This is a genomic window from Mycobacterium sp. (assembly GCF_019247615.1).
Lineage (GTDB): Bacteria > Actinomycetota > Actinomycetes > Mycobacteriales > Mycobacteriaceae > Mycobacterium.
Map to the genome: position 1 here is coordinate 1 of NZ_JAFBAT010000195.1, position 16228 is coordinate 16228.

At 67.6% G+C, this 16228-nt stretch carries 15 protein-coding genes and 1 pseudogene; 7 read left to right on the plus strand and 9 right to left on the minus strand.

Annotated elements, in window-relative coordinates:
- The 6 genes from JO059_RS13395 to JO059_RS13420 form a co-directional block, all read right to left on the minus strand.
- A partial coding sequence (locus JO059_RS13395) for a glycosyltransferase family 2 protein (protein ID WP_293319413.1) occupies positions 1–1437 on the minus strand: 1437 nt, incomplete at its 3' end.
- A 63-nt stretch (positions 1438–1500) separates the two neighbouring features.
- A complete protein-coding gene (locus tag JO059_RS13400; protein ID WP_293319415.1) occupies positions 1501–2547 on the minus strand; it encodes a Gfo/Idh/MocA family oxidoreductase in 1047 nt (348 codons plus the stop codon).
- Positions 2547–3788, minus strand: a complete 1242-nt coding sequence (locus JO059_RS13405) for a class I SAM-dependent methyltransferase (protein WP_293319417.1) — start codon at positions 3786–3788, stop codon at positions 2547–2549. Before JO059_RS13405 ends, JO059_RS13400 begins: the two co-directional genes overlap by 1 nt.
- A 1-nt stretch (position 3789) precedes the next feature.
- Positions 3790–4779, minus strand: a complete 990-nt coding sequence (locus JO059_RS13410) for an SDR family NAD(P)-dependent oxidoreductase (protein ID WP_293319419.1) — start codon at positions 4777–4779, stop codon at positions 3790–3792.
- Positions 4779–6104: a nucleotide sugar dehydrogenase gene (locus tag JO059_RS13415; RefSeq protein ID WP_293319421.1), complete on the minus strand. Its 1326-nt coding sequence runs from the start codon at positions 6102–6104 to the stop codon at positions 4779–4781. Before JO059_RS13415 ends, JO059_RS13410 begins: the two co-directional genes overlap by 1 nt.
- A gap of 45 nt (positions 6105–6149) precedes the next feature.
- Positions 6150–7022 (minus strand): uracil-DNA glycosylase, encoded by an 873-nt coding sequence (locus JO059_RS13420; RefSeq protein WP_293319423.1) that lies wholly within the window; start codon positions 7020–7022, stop codon positions 6150–6152.
- Between the two features lie 72 nt (positions 7023–7094).
- On the opposite strand from JO059_RS13420, the gene JO059_RS13425 reads away from it, so the two are divergent.
- From JO059_RS13425 to JO059_RS13440, 4 genes are all read left to right on the plus strand, one after another.
- Positions 7095–8330 carry an MFS transporter gene (locus JO059_RS13425; protein ID WP_293319425.1) on the plus strand — a complete coding sequence of 412 codons (1236 nt, stop codon included), beginning with the start codon at positions 7095–7097 and terminating at the stop codon, positions 8328–8330.
- A gap of 3 nt (positions 8331–8333) precedes the next feature.
- Positions 8334–9704, plus strand: a complete 1371-nt coding sequence (locus JO059_RS13430; protein WP_293319441.1) for an FAD-linked oxidase C-terminal domain-containing protein — start codon at positions 8334–8336, stop codon at positions 9702–9704.
- Between the two features lie 87 nt (positions 9705–9791).
- Positions 9792–11021, plus strand: a complete 1230-nt coding sequence (locus tag JO059_RS13435; protein ID WP_293319427.1) for a cytochrome P450 — start codon at positions 9792–9794, stop codon at positions 11019–11021.
- Positions 11021–11620, plus strand: coding sequence for a TetR/AcrR family transcriptional regulator (locus tag JO059_RS13440; protein WP_293319429.1), 600 nt, complete (start codon positions 11021–11023; stop codon positions 11618–11620). The genes JO059_RS13435 and JO059_RS13440 overlap by 1 nt, the downstream gene beginning before the upstream one ends.
- Here the strand turns inward: JO059_RS13440 and JO059_RS13445 are convergent.
- Both JO059_RS13445 and JO059_RS13450 read right to left on the minus strand, forming a co-directional pair.
- Positions 11601–12740, minus strand: a complete 1140-nt coding sequence (locus tag JO059_RS13445) for an acyltransferase (protein WP_293319431.1) — start codon at positions 12738–12740, stop codon at positions 11601–11603. The two genes, JO059_RS13440 and JO059_RS13445, sit on opposite strands and share 20 nt — an antisense overlap.
- Entirely contained in the window at positions 12737–14398 is a 1662-nt protein-coding gene (locus tag JO059_RS13450; RefSeq protein ID WP_293319433.1) for a DEAD/DEAH box helicase, read from the minus strand. Before JO059_RS13450 ends, JO059_RS13445 begins: the two co-directional genes overlap by 4 nt.
- A 214-nt stretch (positions 14399–14612) precedes the next feature.
- Here JO059_RS13450 and JO059_RS13455 point away from each other — a divergent pair, with 214 nt between their 5' ends.
- Genes JO059_RS13455 through JO059_RS13465 form a run of 3 tightly spaced genes read left to right on the plus strand, consistent with a single transcriptional unit; the run spans position 14613 to position 15956 of the window.
- Positions 14613–14867 carry an antitoxin gene (locus JO059_RS13455; protein WP_293319435.1) on the plus strand — a complete coding sequence of 85 codons (255 nt, stop codon included), beginning with the start codon at positions 14613–14615 and terminating at the stop codon, positions 14865–14867.
- Complete coding sequence (locus JO059_RS13460) at positions 14864–15298, plus strand: type II toxin-antitoxin system VapC family toxin (RefSeq protein ID WP_293319437.1); 435 nt, start codon at positions 14864–14866, stop codon at positions 15296–15298. The genes JO059_RS13455 and JO059_RS13460 overlap by 4 nt, the downstream gene beginning before the upstream one ends.
- Positions 15299–15350: 52 nt before the next feature.
- Positions 15351–15956, plus strand: a complete 606-nt coding sequence (locus JO059_RS13465; protein ID WP_293319439.1) for an LppP/LprE family lipoprotein — start codon at positions 15351–15353, stop codon at positions 15954–15956.
- A gap of 69 nt (positions 15957–16025) precedes the next feature.
- Here the strand turns inward: JO059_RS13465 and JO059_RS13470 are convergent.
- Positions 16026–16228 (minus strand): annotated as a pseudogene (locus JO059_RS13470) (PE family protein); the annotation flags it as partial.

Consider the following 16228-nt stretch of genomic DNA (forward strand, 5'->3'; position numbering starts at 1 on the left):
CGCACGGTCCGAGGAGGACAGGCCGGCATCGATCATGAGGAAGCGCCCGACCCGCGACACGTCGGTGCAGCAGTTCAGAAACGAGTTCAGGGTCTGTTCGACGCGGGCCCTGTCGGGACCGGCGATCAGGCTGACGACCACGTCGAGATCGGGTGGGCCCGGGGGCAGCCGCTGCAGCGACTGCACCAGCGCTTCCGGGTAGGGCGATGCCGCGTCGATCATCACCGGCGCACAGGCGTCGCGGTTGGCCGCAATCCGCTGCCGGTCGGGCTCGGGGATGCCGGGTTTGGCCAGCAGGTCGCGGTTCAACGCGAAGGACTCCGCGCGTTTGCCTATCCACGAGGCGCACACGGCCTGCTCGTCGATCGCCCGCCAAGCGTGGATCTCCGCGGAGACAAACAGGGTGTCCTGTGCGGGATGCGGGATTTCGGCTGCGGTCTTGGCGAACAGGTAGCCGAGTTCATAGCGCTGGGCCGCGCGGTACCGGCAGGCGATGGCGTACAGCGGCTCCGCGCGGGTCGGTCGAAACTCCCAGGCCCGCAGGAAGGCATCCTCGACGTCGTGCCACGGCTCACCGAGGTGCAGCATGCACTGCGCTATCCGGTATTTCGTGTAGAAGACCTCTTCGTCCCAGCCGCCCAGCTCGAGCCGGCGATCGAACCACTTGCGTGCGACGACGAGATCGCCCCAGTCGAAGCGGCCCATGCCCAGGTAGAACACCAACCGGGGATCATCGAAGTCGCGGTTGATCTCGCCTCTGGATACCAGGTTGAACGCCGGTATCCGCTTTCTCATCTCGAAGTCGGTGCCCGTCGAGCTCATTCCGGTCATGTCGTCGCGGTGTGCGACAACGATGTCCATGTACCGGATTTGCAGCGCCGGGTTGGCAAAGCAGCGGATGTTGAAGTCCCAATCGGCCGCAATGGGATAGCGAAGGTTGTAGGGGCCAATGCGATCGAAGAGCTCGCGGCGGTAGAACTGCGCCTGGTGGCAGATGTTCCCCGAGAACAGCAGACGGTCGAGGTTCCAATCGGCCAGCAGGGTGCGGGTGGAGGTCGAGAGCCGCATCACGTCGCCGTACACCAGATCGACGGGCTCGCTCTCGCCGATGAACGCTGCCACCCGTTCCAGGGTGTCCGGCTCGTACAGGGCGTCGTCGGCGCCCATGAAGTACAACCACTGTCCGGTGGACATCGCGATGCCGCGGTTGAACGCGTCATAGACGTTCTGGTCGCGGCGAGAGTCGATGACCAAACGCGGGCCGAACCGGGTGGAAAAGCGGTTCGCGATGTGCAGGGTTGCGTCCGTCGAGACGCCGTCCACCAAGACCACCTCGACATCGTCGCGGGTCTGGCGGACGATGCTGTCCAGGCATGCCTCCAGGACCGACGCCACGTTCTTGGTGGCGAGGATGATCGAAAACATTGGCGCGGCCATCGCGCGAATCACGCTAGCAGGCAGGTCAATCCGGGGTGCCGCGTCGTCGAGACATTCTTGGGCTCAAGCGCTCGACCGGATGTCGATCCAGCCGCCCTCGGCGGCGCCCCGGCGGGCGGCCTCGTCCAGGAACTGGACCCGGGCGCCGTCCCCGAGTGACGGCCGGGACGCCGATGCGTCGCCCGAACGCACCGCTTCCAGAAAACGTTCGGCCAACGACGCGAACGGCGCCAGCCGGCCGTCGTCGGGAATCATCGGCTGGGGCCGCGCCAGCAGCTCCGAGCCGGCCCGCCCGTAACGGAACACAGAAAAGCCGTGCATGTAGTCCGGGGTCGGGTTTTCCAGCACCAGCGCGCCCCGTTCGCCGCCGATGTGCCAGCGGTGCACGGTCTCTCCAGGGTGGGCGTTCGACACCGACACCAGCACCTGAGTGCCACCGGCCAACGTCATCATCATCGTGCAGCCGTCCTCGGCCGCTTCCGCCCCCGTCGGCGCGAAGGCGCGAGTGGCGCGGTCGTCGAAGCGCGCCGTGAGCGCCTCGATGCGACCCAGCAGCCACTCGACCAGATACAGCACGTGCGTCCCCAGCAACGTCAGCACCCCGCCACCCTGGGCGCGGTCGGTCTTCCACGACCACCGGTTCTCTCGCTGGGCATAGGATTCGACGTGCCAGGTGACCACGACGCGGGTCAGCGCGCCGATCGTTTTCCTGTCGATCTCGTCCTTGGCGGCTTGGAAGGCGGGCAGCTCGCCGAACTGGAAGTCGACGGCGGTGGGCAGTCCCGCCGCCATCCGGGCCAGCCTGCCCGCGCAGGCTGCCGTCAACGCCGCCGGTTTCTCGCACAGCACCGGAATGCGGGCGGCGATCACCCGCTCCAGGACGGTTTGCTGCACCGCCGGCGGCAAGGCCAGCGACACCGCGTCCAGCCCCTGGCCGAGGAAGTCGTCGACGCGCGTGCAGGCTTCTGCCGCGCCGACTTCGGCGGCCGCCGCCCGAGCGCGTCCGGGATCCCTTCCCAGCACCGCCGCCACCGTGACGCCCGGCAGGCCCGCCAGGGCGGGGCCGTGGACGGCCCGCCCGAAGCCGAGCCCGGCGACGCCGACGCGCATCAGTCGATGATCCGCGGGGTGGGCAGCGGCGAGATGAACCGGCCCTGGTAGCCCTTTGACCGCAGGGTGGCGACCAACTCGTCGGTGATGTGCCAGGACAGCAGCAGCGCGTATTCCGGCTGGTCGTCGAAGAGCTTTTTTTCGTCGAGCACTGGGATGCGGGTGCCGGGGATGTACTTGTTCAGCTTGTGCGAGGTGGAGATCTCCAGCACGCAGTCCAGGATGCCGTCGTCGAGACCCGTGTAGTTGATCAGCGTGCTGGCGCGCGACGGTGCACCGATGCCGTAGATCCGGGCGCCGGCGCGCTTCAGCGGGGCGAGCAGCTCGAACAGTTCCACCTTGGATCCGATCACCCGGTCCCGGAAGGTCGTCAGGCCCGAGCCGTCGTCCAGCCCGGCGGCCGCCTCGGCGGCCAACGCGTGGGCAACGGACCCGTCGACCGAACGGGTGCCCCGGCGCGCCGAGAACACCCGGATCGAGCCACCGTGGGTGGGAATGCGCTCGACCCTGAACACCTCGAGCCCGTGCTCGCACAGCAGCCGGATCAGCGAGCCCAGGTGGTAGTAGCGCAGGTGCTCGTGATAAATCGTGTCGTACTGCACCGTCTCGACCAGCGCGAGCAGGTAGTGGGACTCCGAGATGAACAACCCGTCGGGGGCCAGCAGCTCGGTGATCGCCGCCACCACGGCATGGGGTTCGGCGATGTGGGCGAAGACGTTCGCGGCGGTGATCACCCGGGCCCGGCCGTGGGTTTTGAGTACCTTCTCGGCGGTGGCTTGGTTGAAATAGGCGGTCAGCGTCTGGATGCCGTTTTCCCGCGCCACCAGTCCCGCCTGCGACGGCTCGATGCCCAGCACCCGGTGGCCGCCCTTGAGGAAGTTGCCCAGCAGCGTGCCGTCGTTCGAGCCGATGTCGACCACCAGATCGTCGGCCGCGAGCGGCAGCACGTGCATCGTCTTCTCGTACAGGTCGGCGAAGTTTTCGCGAAGGATGCGGGTGGAGCCGGACAGATACGGATAGCTGAACGGAAACAACACCTCCGCGTCGACCTCGAGGCCGATCTGGACATGGCCGCACGCCGGGCAGCGGACCATCTCGAGCGGGAACGCGGCCTGTTCGACCGGCACGCTGCCGACGTCGGGCATGGTGTTGACCGGCGGGATGAAGCCGACGAACAGGACCGAATCGAGGCCGCTGTGGCCGCAAATCTGGCACGCGGAGATGGGGCGCGAGGAAGTCATCTCACATCAAGTCATTGCTCACGGCATCGCCGCGGTGTTCGAGATACCAAGCGGCCGTTCGCTTGAGGCCCTCGTCGAGGTTGACCGCGGGGCGGTAACCAAGCCGGCGCATCTTCCCGATGTCGGGGCACCGGCGTTGGGCCGCCCCCGACGCCGCCTCCGTTGGAAGAATCTCCACCTCGATTCCGACGGTGTGCGAAACCCGAACGGCCAGTTCCCGAATGGAAACCTCCTCGTCGTTGCCGATGTGGTAGATCTCGCGATGGCCGCCGCTCTGGTACATGGTGAGCATGCCGTCGACGACGTCGTCGACGTAGCAGAAGGCGCGGGTCTGGCTGCCGTCGCCCTGGATCTCGAACGGCACCGGGCCGTTGGCCGTCGTCTCGCGGGCCGCGGCGGCCCGGTGGATGAATTGCGGTATCACATGCTTGTAGCCCATGTCCGGGCCATACACGTTGTGCGGCCGGAACACTTGGACTTTGCGGTAGTGATCTTGTGCGTAGTGCAGGGCGATCAATTCGGTGGCGATCTTCGAGCCGCCGTACGAGTATCTCGGATTCAGCGTGTCGGGCAGCATGAGCGGGATCTCCTCCGGGGTGGGCACTTTGTCAGGCGTCTGGTACACCTCGGCGCTGGAGGCGACGACCAGGTCCGGCACGCCGGCGTTCCGCCCGGCGCTCACCACGGCCAGCGCACCGCGTATTCCCACGTCCAGCACCAACTCCGGGTGCTTGTAGAAGTTCTCTGTGCCGTTGATGGCTGCCAGGTGGATGACCACCTCGGCACCGGCGAAGGCCCGCTCGAGTGCTTCCTGGTCGCGGACGTCGCACGTGAAAAGCTCGATTTCGCCGGCCATTTCGGCGAGGCGGCCGGCATCGCCGCGCACCATGGTGTCGATGACGGCGACATCCCACCCATCGCGGACGAGACGCCGGACCAGATAAGCGCCGATGGAGCCGCCGCCACCGGTCACCACCACGCGAGTTCCCATCAATGCACCAAGCGGCAACCGCCGACCGCGAAGTAGGAGTTTCCGAGCTCGGTCGTCGGCAAGTGGCTGAAGTGATTCCAATAATCGAACAGGAAGCCGTCTTCCACGATGAACTCGCTGATCGCGTGCGGCGAGATTCTCCCCAGGCTGGGGTGATTGTTGGCGATGATGACCACCGAGGCGCCGCTCACGGCGTCCCCGAGCCGGGTGAACACGCGCTCGTCCGGGAAGTAGGCCGCCAGCTGCTCGGGAGCGATGACCGGGTCGAACAGGCGAATTTCGGCGTCGGGGTGGCCCTTCTTGAGTTCGTCGAGCACCTTGACCGACATCGACCCGCGGAGGTCATCGGTGGCCGGGATGCCCTTGAAGGCCATACCGAGAATACAGATGCGCAACGGCGACAACAGTTTTCGTCGGGCGATCTCATCGCTGATGAACTTGACGGTCTCGGACGGCTGGCGCTCGTTGATGAGCCGGCCGGCACGTGTGAGCTCCAATTCGATTCCGCGGCTTCGCGCGCTCTGCAGAAGGATGTGTGGATCCTTCTCCAGGCAAGGACCGCCCACGAGACCGGGTTTGGGCACGTTCGTGCGGGTGTAGCCCAGTTTTCCCGACGAGATCACTTCCTGGGCATCGACCTCGAACGCGTCGCACAATCGCGCCACCTCGTTGGCGAAGGCGAATTGCACGTCGCGGTAAGCGTTGTCGACGAGCTTGATGATCTCGGCGGCCTCGGGACTCGACACCTGGACAATGGAATTGGTCAGCCGCCGGAAGATGGCCGCGGCGCGATCGCTGACGGCCGGGTCGTCTGCGCCCACGATTTGCGGCAACTGCCGCAGTTCCTGCAGCGCATCGCCTTCGAGCGTGCGCTCGGGGCACATCGCGATGTCGAAGCTCTTTCCCGACTCGGCGAGGATGGGAGACACCACGTCGCGCGTGGTCCCGACCTTGACGGTGGAACGCAGCACCACCAAAGCGCCGTCGCGCACGTTGGCGCTGACCTCGCGGCTGGCCGCCTCGATCATGTCGGTGCGCACGATGCCGTCGCTCGACAGTGGCGTTCCGACGGTGATGACGTAAGCGTCGCAGACGGCGTCCGGGTCCAGTCGCTGCGTGGCGACCAGGCCGCCGGAGTTGACGACGCGCGACAGGGCTTCGGCCAATCCCGGCTCGGAGAAGTGGGGCAGGCCCGCGTTCGTCTGGTCGACGACCTCGGAGCGCTTCTCGACGCCGATGACTTTGTTGCCCGTCTCGGCCAGCACGGTCGCGAGCGTCAGGCCCACATAGCCGAGGCCGATGACCCCGATGTCATAGTTCGCCATTGGCAGACCGACGCTTCCTTCCGCGAGCCGCTGCGACAATAATGCCTAGGTCTGCGGGTTTTGGGCGGAGAATGAGCCCGCCCCGTCACCGAATCCGGCCAGCTTTTTCGCTGTGCCGAAGACGTCGTCGAGCATCGCCGGAGTCAACCTGCCGGTGAACATGTTCTGCTGGCTGGGGTGGTAACAGCCGAGTAGTTGCACGCCGGATCCCACCTCGGCGACGACGCCGTGGCCGAACCGCGGCCTGGGCTTACCAGCTGGGAATGAGCCCGGCAGTCGCAGCGTGATCTGCCAGGCGAACCCGCCCAGGGCCACGATGACGCGGACATGCTCGGACACCAGCCGCCATTCGGCCGCCAGCCACGGCCAGCAGTTATCGCGCTCCCCCGGCGTCGGGGCATTGGCGGGGGGCGCGCACCGAACCGGGGCTGCGATCCGAATCTCGTTGGCCCGCAAGCCGTCCGCGGCGTCGACACTGATCGGCTGGTTCACCAGCCCCGTCCGGTGCAGCGCCGCATACAGCTGATCGCCGGACCGGTCCCCGGTGAACATCCGCCCGGTCCGGTTGGCGCCATGCGCGGCGGGGGCCAGCCCGATAATCAGCAGCCGGGGGCGTTCCGATCCCCAGCCCGGCACGGGCCTCCCCCAGTACGGCTGGTCGGCGAAGGCCCGCCGTTTGGCGGTGGCGACGCCCTCGCGCCAGGTGACCAGGCGTGGGCAGGCCCGGCAGACGCTGATCACCGCGTCGAGTTCCGGTATCGATGCGGCCTGGGCGGCGAGCTCGGTGACGCGGGCGGCGTCGGCGGCCACGGGCGTCCGCGGCGTGGCCGGATCGCCCGGCCATCCGGTGCCGGGGGCGACCGGAGAACCGAACGCCTGGCCGGTATGCGGGTGGATGAGCACGTGAACATCCTGCATTCGCGCGATGGCGAGGACGAAATTCGGTGGCCGGGGTTCCGGGTTTGGGGTTAAATTCAGCCGCGATATCCCATGAAGAGCACCGGCCCGGCGTACCTGATCCTGTTGGCCACACTGATGGCGACGTCGGCCACCGGCATCTCGATCGTCGCGTTCCCCTGGCTGGCGCTGCAGCACCACGACAGCGCGCGGGACGCGTCCGTCGTCGCCGCCGCAATGACCTTGCCACTGGTGCTCTCCACCCTGGTCGCCGGAACAGCGGTCGACTTCTTCGGGCGCCGCCCGGTTTCGCTCGTGTCCGATTCGCTGTCCTGCACCGCGGTGGCGGCCGCCCCGCTGATCGCCCTGTTGGCCGGTGGGCAGGCGCTCAACGTCGCGGTGTTGGCCGTGCTGGCGTTTCTCGCGGCCGCCTTTGACCCGGCCGGGACGACGGCTCGCCAATCGATGCTGCCCGAGGCCGCCGCCCGCGCGGAATGGTCGCTGGACCGCACCAACAGCACCTATGAGGCGATTCTGAACCTGGCCTACATCCTGGGCCCCGGGATCGGCGGCCTGATGATCGCCACCGTGGGCGGCGTCAACACGATGTGGATCACCGCCGGGTTTTTCGGGCTGTCCTTCCTCGCGATCGGGGTCCTGCGGCTCGAGGGCGTCGGCAAGCCCCACCACGCGACCCGACCCGAGGGGTTGCTGTCCGGGATTGTCGAGGGGCTGCGGTTCGTCTGGAACCTGCGGGTGCTGCGGACGCTGGGGCTGATCGACCTGGTCGTCACGGCGCTGTACATGCCCATGGAAAGCGTGCTGTTTCCCAAGTACTTCAGCGATCGTCACCAGCCCGCGCAATTGGGTTGGGCGTTGATGGCGCTCGGGATCGGCGGCGTGGCGGGCGCGCTGGGTTACGCGGTGCTGTCGACGTACGTGCGGCGGCGCACCGCCGTGCTGACGGCGACGCTGACCTTCGGGGCGGCAACGGTCGGCATCGCGTTCCTGCCCCCGTTGCCGGTGATCCTGATGCTGTGCGGGGTGACCGGACTGGTCTACGGGCCGATCCAGCCCATCTACAACTACGTGATGCAGACCCGGGCCCCGCACCAGCTGCGCGGTCGGGTGGTCGGGGTGATGACCGGGCTGATGTATGCCGCGGGCCCGCTGGGATTGCTGGTCGCCGGCCCCCTGACCGACGCCGCCGGGCTGAAGGCCACCTTTTTGGCGTTGGCCGTGCCGATCCTGTTGGTCGGCGTGGTCGCGTGCGGCCTGCCGTCGCTGCGCGAACTGGACCGAGCGCCCGAGGTTGCCGTCGAACCGTAGGATCTGGGGGTGGACGCATCCGTGGCCGAGTTGATCGCCGGCCTGCCCGACGGGACTGTCGTCACCGATCCCAGCATCATCGAGGGCTACCGCCAGGACCGCGCCTTCGACCCGTCGGCGGGCAAACCGCTGGCGGTGGTCCGGCCGCGGCGCACGGAAGAGGTGCAAACGGTGCTGCGCTGGGCGTCCGAGCACCGGGTGCCGGTGGTGCCCCGCGGAGCCGGCAGCGGCCTGTCGGGCGGGGCCACCGCGCTCGACAACGGCATCGTGCTGTCGACGGAGAAGATGCGCGACATCAGCATCGATCCGGTGACGCGCACCGCGGTGTGCCAGCCGGGCCTGTTCAACGCGGAGGTGAAGAAGGCCGCCGCCGCGCACGGGCTGTGGTATCCACCCGACCCGTCGTCGTTCGAGATCTGCAGCATCGGGGGCAACATCGCCACCAACGCCGGCGGCCTGTGCTGCGTGAAGTACGGCGTCACCACCGATTACGTGCTGGGCATGCAGGTGGTGCTGGCCGACGGCACCGCGGTGCGGCTGGGCGGCCCGCGGCTCAAGGACGTGGCGGGGCTTTCGCTTACCAAGCTGTTCGTCGGCAGCGAGGGCACGCTGGGCGTCGTCACGGAGGTGACGCTGCGGCTCCTGCCCGCGCAGAATGTTTCCAGCGTGGTGGTGGCGTCGTTCGCCTCGGTCGAGGCGGCCGTCGAGGCGGTGCTGGGAGTCGTTGCGCGGCTGCGACCTTCGATGCTGGAGTTCATGGATTCGGTGGCGATCAACGCCGTCGAGGACACCTTGCGCATGGATCTGGACCGTAGCGCGGCCGCGATGCTGGTGGCCGGCTCCGACGAGCGGGGGCGGGCGGGCGCCGAGGACGCCTCCGTGATCGCGACGGTGTTCGCGGAAAGCGGTGCGACAGAGGTGTTTTCGACGTCCGATCCCGACGAGGGCGAGGCGTTCATCGCGGCCCGGCGGTTCTGCATTCCCGCCGTGGAGGCCCAGGGGTCGTTACTGCTGGAAGATGTCGGCGTGCCGCTGCCCGCGCTGGGCGCGTTAGTGACCGGGATTTCGCGGATTGCCGCCGAGCGAGGCCTGACGATCTCGGTGATCGCGCATGCCGGCGACGGCAACACCCACCCGCTGATCGTCTACGACCCCGCCGATGCGGCGATGACCGAGCGCGCCCACGTCGCTTTTGGGGAGATCATGGACCTGGCCGTCGGCCTGGGCGGCACGATCACCGGCGAGCACGGCGTAGGCCGGTTGAAGCGGCCCTGGCTTTCCGGGTACCTCGGTCCGGAGGCGATGGAGCTCAACCGGCGCATCAAGCGAGCGCTGGACCCGCTGGGGATTCTCAACCCCGGTGCGGCGATCTGATTGCTGGGCCGCCGGGCTGGGCCGCCGGGCTGCGCGAGAGCCTGGACCGTGGTTGACACCGTGGAGCTAATGTCTTAGACATAAGACATGTCGCCAGCAGTGTCTCACGGGTTTCACCTGGCGACCGCCGACACCTGGGCCGATCCCTGGCCGATGTACCGCGCGCTGCGCGACGAGGACCCGGTGCATCACGTCGTCCCCGAGGGGAGGCCAGACCACGACTACTACGTGCTTTCGCGGCACGCCGACGTCTGGGCGGCGGCGCGTGACCATGAGACGTTCTCCTCCGCGCAGGGGCTGACGGTCAACTACGACGAGCTCAATCTCATTGGTTTGCAAGACAATCCACCGTTCGTCATGCAGGATCCGCCGGTGCACACCGAGTTTCGCAAACTGGTGTCGCGCGGCTTCACGCCGCGACAGGTCGAGGCGGTGGAACCCAAGGTTCGCCAGTTCGTCGTCGAGCGCATCGAGGGGTTGCGCTCGAACGGCGGCGGCGACATCGTCACCGAGCTCTTCAAACCGCTGCCGTCGATGGTGGTCGCGCATTATCTTGGCGTGCCCGAGGAGGATCGCGCGCAGTTCGACGGCTGGACCGATGCGATCGTCGCGGCCAACGCTGCCGAGGGTGGCGTTGGCGGGGCGCTGGGTAGGTTTGGCGACGCGGTGGGCTCGATGATGGCCTATTTCGCCCGGCTGATCGAGCGCCGACGAACCGAGCCCGAGGACGACACCATCTCTCACCTGGTCGCCGCCGGGGTTGGCGCGGACGGCGACGTCGCCGGCACGCTGTCGGTGCTGGCGTTCACGTTCACCATGGTCACCGGCGGAAACGACACGACCACCGGAATGCTGGGCGGCTCGATGCCCTTGCTGAGCCAGCGCCCAGACCAGCGGCGGCTGCTGGTCGAGGAGCCGGGGCTGATTCCCGACGCGGTTGATGAGCTGCTTCGGTTGACATCACCGGTGCAGGGGCTCGCGCGGACGGCCACCCGGGACGTGACGATCGGTGATACCACGATCCCCGCCGGGCGGAAGGTCTTGCTGCTGTACGGGTCGGCCAACCGCGACGAACGCCAATACGGGCCGGACGCCGGCGAACTCGAGGTGACCCGCTGCCCGCGCAACATCATGACTTTCAGCCACGGCGCGCACCACTGCCTGGGCGCGGCCGCCGCCCGAATGCAGTCGCGGGTCGCGCTGACGGAACTGCTCGCCCGCTGCCCCGACTTCGAGGTGGACGAGTCCGCGATCGTCTGGTCGGGCGGTAGCTACGTGCGGCGACCGCTGTCGGTGCCGATTCGGGTGAAATCCTGATGCCCGGTAATGACTGGCTGTCCGCGCACCGGTCCGAAGCAGCCGTCGACCGGATACTCGACGCGGCCGAGGAGCTCTACACCCAACGGGACCAGGCTTCCATCGGCATGAATGAAATCGCCAGGGCCGCAGGCTGTTCCCGCGCGACGCTGTATCGATACTTCGAGAACCGCGAGGCGCTGCGAACGGCTTACGTGCACCGGGAGGCGCGGCGGCTGGGCCGCGCGATCTGGGAGCGGATCAACGGTATCGACGACCCGCGGGAACGGCTGGTCGTGAGCATCTTGGCGGCCTTGCGGATGGTGCGCGATAGCCCTGCGCTGTCGTCGTGGTTCACCATCACTCGGCCGCCGATCGGCGGCGAGCTGGCCGGGCGATCGGAGGTGATCACGGCGCTGGCGGCCTCGTTCGTCGATTCTCTTGGACCCGAAGACCCGGGCGTCGTGGAGCGGAGGGCGCGTTGGGTGGTGCGGGTGCTGACGTCGTTGCTGATGTACCCGGGCCGAGACGTGGCCGACGAGCGGGCGATGATCGAGGAGTTCGTCGTGCCGATCGTGACGCCGACAGCCGACGCGCGGCTCAATCCCGGACGCGAGTGAATCGGTGCAGTAGCCAGGCCAACGGAATCGTGATGACGAGCGTCGCGAGGAACAGGTACAGCATCGACCCGGTGTACACGTGGGCGCGGACGACGTAGACCATCGCGAATTCCATGGTGATCAGGTGGATCAGGAAGATCTCGTAGGAGATCTCGCCCAGCCACACCATCGGCCGGCTGGCCAGCAGCCTCGAATACGAACCCCGGTCACCCAGGGCCAGCGGCGCCACCGCGAGCGCCGCGATCACGGCGTAGAAAACCGTCTTGAACAGGGCCTCGCTCAGGGTCGCGGGCGACGTGGTGGGGGCGCCCGCGATCGGCGTGGAGGCGATGAAGTAGCAGATGCCGGCCAACGGTATGGCCATGAACGCGTAGCAGCGCACATCCATCGCCTGGAGAACGGCCAGCAGCATGCCTGCCAGGAACCAGGCGAGGTAGGTCGGCAACCACAGCCGGGCGCCGTCGGGAAACCAGTGATCCGTATGGACCAGGACCAACCATGCCGGGCTGATCAGCGTCATCCCGGCGAGGGCGCCGAGCATCAACTTGGGCTGCCAGCGCCGGCGGCACACCAGCACCAGCAGCACGTACGCCAGCAGCGGCAGCACCACGTAAAACGCGGCCTCGACCGCCAGGCTCCACATCTGGGTCAGGCCCTGGTGCAGGTATTTACCGAGGTAGCCGTTGCAGTAGATCTGCGTGAGCGTGAGGTTGCGGGCCAGCCCCAGCCACGTGTGCCCGGGGTTGGGTCCCGCCTCGCGGAAGTGGTAGAGCACGTAGGCGAACAGCACGGTGATGACGTACGCGGGCATGATGCGCCGAACCCGGTGCCGCGCATACCGACTGAGCGACGGCGGCGGGCATCCGGTGGCCGCCGACTTCACCCACGGGCGGAACAGCAGGAAGCCGGACAGCACGAAGAAGATCGGGACGCCGACCTCCAGGCGGGAACCGGCCAGGCCCCAATAGCCGTGGGTGTACTTGCCGGTGGTGTAGGCCGCGTGGGTGCCGACGACGAGGAGGGCGGCGACCGCCCGGATGCCGGTCAGCGACGCGACCCGATCTACGTGGGCGACCTGCTCCAGGCCGCCCTGGGCGTCTTGTTCCTCGGAAAGCGTCATCCGGCGTGTTTTTTTCGTGGATTGCCGGGGCGCTCTGGCCGCAGGTTGATCAGCACGCCCGAGATGCGGGTGTGCTCAAGCTTTTTGAGCGTCGCCTTAGGCAGCTTGGCCGGCAGCTCCACGAGCGAAAAGTCGGGTCCGATGGCGATGTGGCCGAAGTCGCTGCGATGCAGGCCCCCCTCGTTGGCGATGGCGCCGACGATCGCGCCCGGACCGATCTTGTGGCGCTTGCCCACATCGATGCGGTAAGTGGTGAAGTTCTTTGGCGGCCTAGGTCTTTCGTGACGCTCCCGGTGGGGCCGCGGCGGTTCGGGAGCCATCAGGAAGGCCTCGCCATCGCGGGACTGCAGCGCCAGCGCCGCGGCGATGTCGACCATCGGGACGTCGTGCTCGCGTTCGTAGTCCTGCACCAGCTTGCGGAACAGATCGATTCCCGGGCCATTGAGCGCGTCGGTGATGGAGTCGGCGAATTTCGCCACCCGCTGGGCGTTGACGTCTTCGACGGTGGGCAGCTCGGTTTCCGTGAGCGTCTGCCGCGTCGCCTTTTCGATCGCCTTGAGTAGGTGGCGCTCCCGCGGGGAGACGAACAGCACCGCGGTCCCCGAACGCCCGGCCCGGCCCGTGCGCCCGATGCGGTGGACGTAGGACTCAGTGTCGTGCGGGATGTCGTAGTTGAGCACGTGCGATATCCGGTCCACGTCCAGCCCACGCGCCGCCACGTCGGTGGCGACCAGGATGTCGATGCCCTTCGCGCCGCCGTCTTTGAGCGCGGCAATGGTGCGCTCGCGCTGGGACTGCGGGATGTCACCATTGATCGCCGCAGCGGAAAACCCGCGCGCCCTAAGCTTTTCGGCGACCTCCTCGGTAGCCTGTTTGGTGCGGACGAAGACGATCATCGCCTCGAACGGTTCGACCTCGAGTATGCGGGTCAGCGCGTCCATCTTCCGGGGGCCGGCCACCTGGATGTAGCGCTGCGAAATGTTCTCTGCGGTGGCCGTTTTCGCCTTTGCGGTTATTTCGACCGGATCGTGCAGATATTTCTTGGTGAGCTTGCGGATCGCCGGTGGCATGGTCGCCGAGAACAGCGCCACCTGTTTGTATTCCGGGGTTTCGGAGAGGATGCGCTCGACGTCCTCGGCAAAACCCATGGTGAGCATCTCATCGGCCTCGTCGAGCACCAGGTAGTCGATGTGGGACAGGTCGAGCGTGCCCCTCTCGAGGTGGTCGATCACTCGGCCCGGGGTGCCGACCACCACCTGCGCACCGCGTCGCAGCCCGGCGAGTTGCACCCCGTAGGACGACCCGCCGTAGACGGGCAGCACGTTGATCTTCGGTAGGTGCGCCCCGTAGCGGCTGAACGCCTCGGCCACCTGGAGGGCCAGCTCTCGGGTGGGTGCGAGCACCAGCGCCTGCGTGGCAGTGCTTTTGACATCGATCTTGGACAGGATCGGGATGGCGAAGGCCGCCGTCTTGCCGGTGCCGGTCTGCGCCAGTCCCACGACGTCGGAACCGGCCATCAGCGCCGGGATCGTCGCGGCCTGGATGGCCGTTGGCGTCTCGTAGCCGACGTCGGCGGTCGCCCGCAGGACCGCAGGATGTATTTGCAGGTCGGCGAAGGTGGTGGAGGCAGCCTCGGGCGGGCTGTCGGGGAGGGTCATCGTTGAAGAAGTCTAGTGGTGACCGCGCGGTCAGCGGAGCTGAGCGCGGCGGGTCACCACCAGACAGCACCGAGGTGACCGCGCGGTCAGCGGAGCTGAGCGCGGCGGGTCACCACCAGACAGCATCGTGGTGCCCCGCGCGGTCAGCGGAGCTGAGCGCGCAGCCCAGGACATGACAGCATCACATCGCTAGAATTGATGCTATGCTGTCAAAATGCGGACCACCGTAACCCTCGACGACGACGTGGTCCAACTGTTGCGCGGGCGGATGAAGGAACAACGGGTCTCGTTCAAGAAGGCGCTGAACGACGCGGTCCGTGATGCGGCGAACCAGCGCCCCCGGGCCTACACATTCACAACTCGAACCGCCGATCTTGGCGTGCCGGCGATCAACCTGGATCGGGCGCTGCAAATCGCGGCCGACCTCGAGGACGAGGAACTGATCCGGCGCCAGCGGCGGCGTGCATGAAGATCGTCGACGCCAATGTGCTTCTGTACAGCGTGAATTCGGCGAGCGACCATCATCGGGCTTCCCTACGGTGGCTGGACGGCGCGTTGTCGGGTGCCGACGCCGTGGGATTCGCCTGGGTTCCGCTACTGGCATTCGTGCGGCTGGTAACCCGCCCTGGCTTGTTTCCCTCGCCGCTGCCGCCAGAGGACGCGATCGGTCGGGTCGCTGACTGGCTGGGCGCGCCGACAGCGGTGGTGGTCGAGCCCACCCCGCGCCATGTCGACATTCTGGGCAGAATGCTCGCCGTCGTGGGCGCCGGTGCAAATCTGGTCAATGATGCTCATCTGGCGGCGCTGGCCATTGAGCATCGCGGAAGCGTGGTGTCCTACGACACCGACTTCGGACGCTTCCCGAACGTGCGATGGCATCGCCCTGACGCTCTGTTGTAAAGCCGGGATGCGGGTGACACATCCGGCCGCGCCTGCCCCGGCCGCGGGTCGGATGACGGTACGGTTTCGCGATGTGTGTTCGCTACTTTCGCGTGCAGAGCCCTTGACGGCACTTGTGTTGGTCGCGGCGACGTTGACGGGCTGTGGTTCGGGGGATTCCACCGTCGCCAAGACGCCGCAGGCCACCACGACGACGTCGACTGCGTCGATCACCGCTCCCGCCACCCCGAGCCCGACGTCGGGCACACCCGCTCCGCCAGTCAACGCTGCACCGCCCGATCCCTGCGCGGTCAACCTGGGAGCGCCCGCCATCGCCAAGGTGGTGTCCGAACTGCCCCGCGATCCGCGCAGCCAGCAGTCGTGGAACCCCGAGCCGCTGGCTGGCAACTACAACGAGTGCGCCCAGCTGTCGGCGGTGATCATCAAGGCCAATACCAACGCCGAGAACCCCACCACCCGGGCGGTGCTGTTCCATCTGGGGCAGTTCATCCCGCAGGGCGTGCCCGACACCTACGGGTTCAACGGCATCGACGCGTCCCAAACCACCGGCGACACAGTGGCTTTCACCTATCCGAGCGGAATCGGCCTGACCACGACGGTGAAGTTCCGCTGGAATGGCAACGGCGTCGAGCTGATCGGTAACGCCCCGCGCGGCTAAGCGGGCCGACAGGCGATCGGGAGCGGTCGCTGTCGCCGCCCGGACGCGTCGGCCCCGGAGGAATCGGCGTCAGGGGTTGCCCCCGGCGCCCTGCTTGCCGTTGTTCCCGAAGATTCCGCCGCCGCCGCCGGCCCCACCGACGCCGGGAATTCCCAACGGGCCACCGCCGTTGCCGCCGACACCGCCGTTGCCGCCCGTGCTGCCCAACCCGTAGGCGAAGCCACCCATGCCGCCGGCTCCGCCGGTCCCGCCCGTAAGGCCGAGCCCGCCGG

Coding starts and splice junctions, on each gene's coding strand:
- JO059_RS13425 (WP_293319425.1), top strand. CDS start 7,095: ATGAAGAGCACCGGCCCGGCGTACCTGATCCTGTTGGCCACACTGATG.
- JO059_RS13450 (WP_293319433.1), bottom strand. CDS start 14,398: ATGACCCTCCCCGACAGCCCGCCCGAGGCTGCCTCCACCACCTTCGCC.
- JO059_RS13460 (WP_293319437.1), top strand. CDS start 14,864: ATGAAGATCGTCGACGCCAATGTGCTTCTGTACAGCGTGAATTCGGCG.
- JO059_RS13445 (WP_293319431.1), bottom strand. CDS start 12,740: ATGACGCTTTCCGAGGAACAAGACGCCCAGGGCGGCCTGGAGCAGGTC.
- JO059_RS13440 (WP_293319429.1), top strand. CDS start 11,021: ATGCCCGGTAATGACTGGCTGTCCGCGCACCGGTCCGAAGCAGCCGTC.
- JO059_RS13455 (WP_293319435.1), top strand. CDS start 14,613: ATGCGGACCACCGTAACCCTCGACGACGACGTGGTCCAACTGTTGCGC.
- JO059_RS13410 (WP_293319419.1), bottom strand. CDS start 4,779: ATGGGAACTCGCGTGGTGGTGACCGGTGGCGGCGGCTCCATCGGCGCT.
- JO059_RS13415 (WP_293319421.1), bottom strand. CDS start 6,104: ATGGCGAACTATGACATCGGGGTCATCGGCCTCGGCTATGTGGGCCTG.
- JO059_RS13465 (WP_293319439.1), top strand. CDS start 15,351: ATGACGGTACGGTTTCGCGATGTGTGTTCGCTACTTTCGCGTGCAGAG.
- JO059_RS13435 (WP_293319427.1), top strand. CDS start 9,792: ATGTCGCCAGCAGTGTCTCACGGGTTTCACCTGGCGACCGCCGACACC.
- JO059_RS13405 (WP_293319417.1), bottom strand. CDS start 3,788: ATGACTTCCTCGCGCCCCATCTCCGCGTGCCAGATTTGCGGCCACAGC.
- JO059_RS13400 (WP_293319415.1), bottom strand. CDS start 2,547: ATGCGCGTCGGCGTCGCCGGGCTCGGCTTCGGGCGGGCCGTCCACGGC.
- JO059_RS13420 (WP_293319423.1), bottom strand. CDS start 7,022: ATGCAGGATGTTCACGTGCTCATCCACCCGCATACCGGCCAGGCGTTC.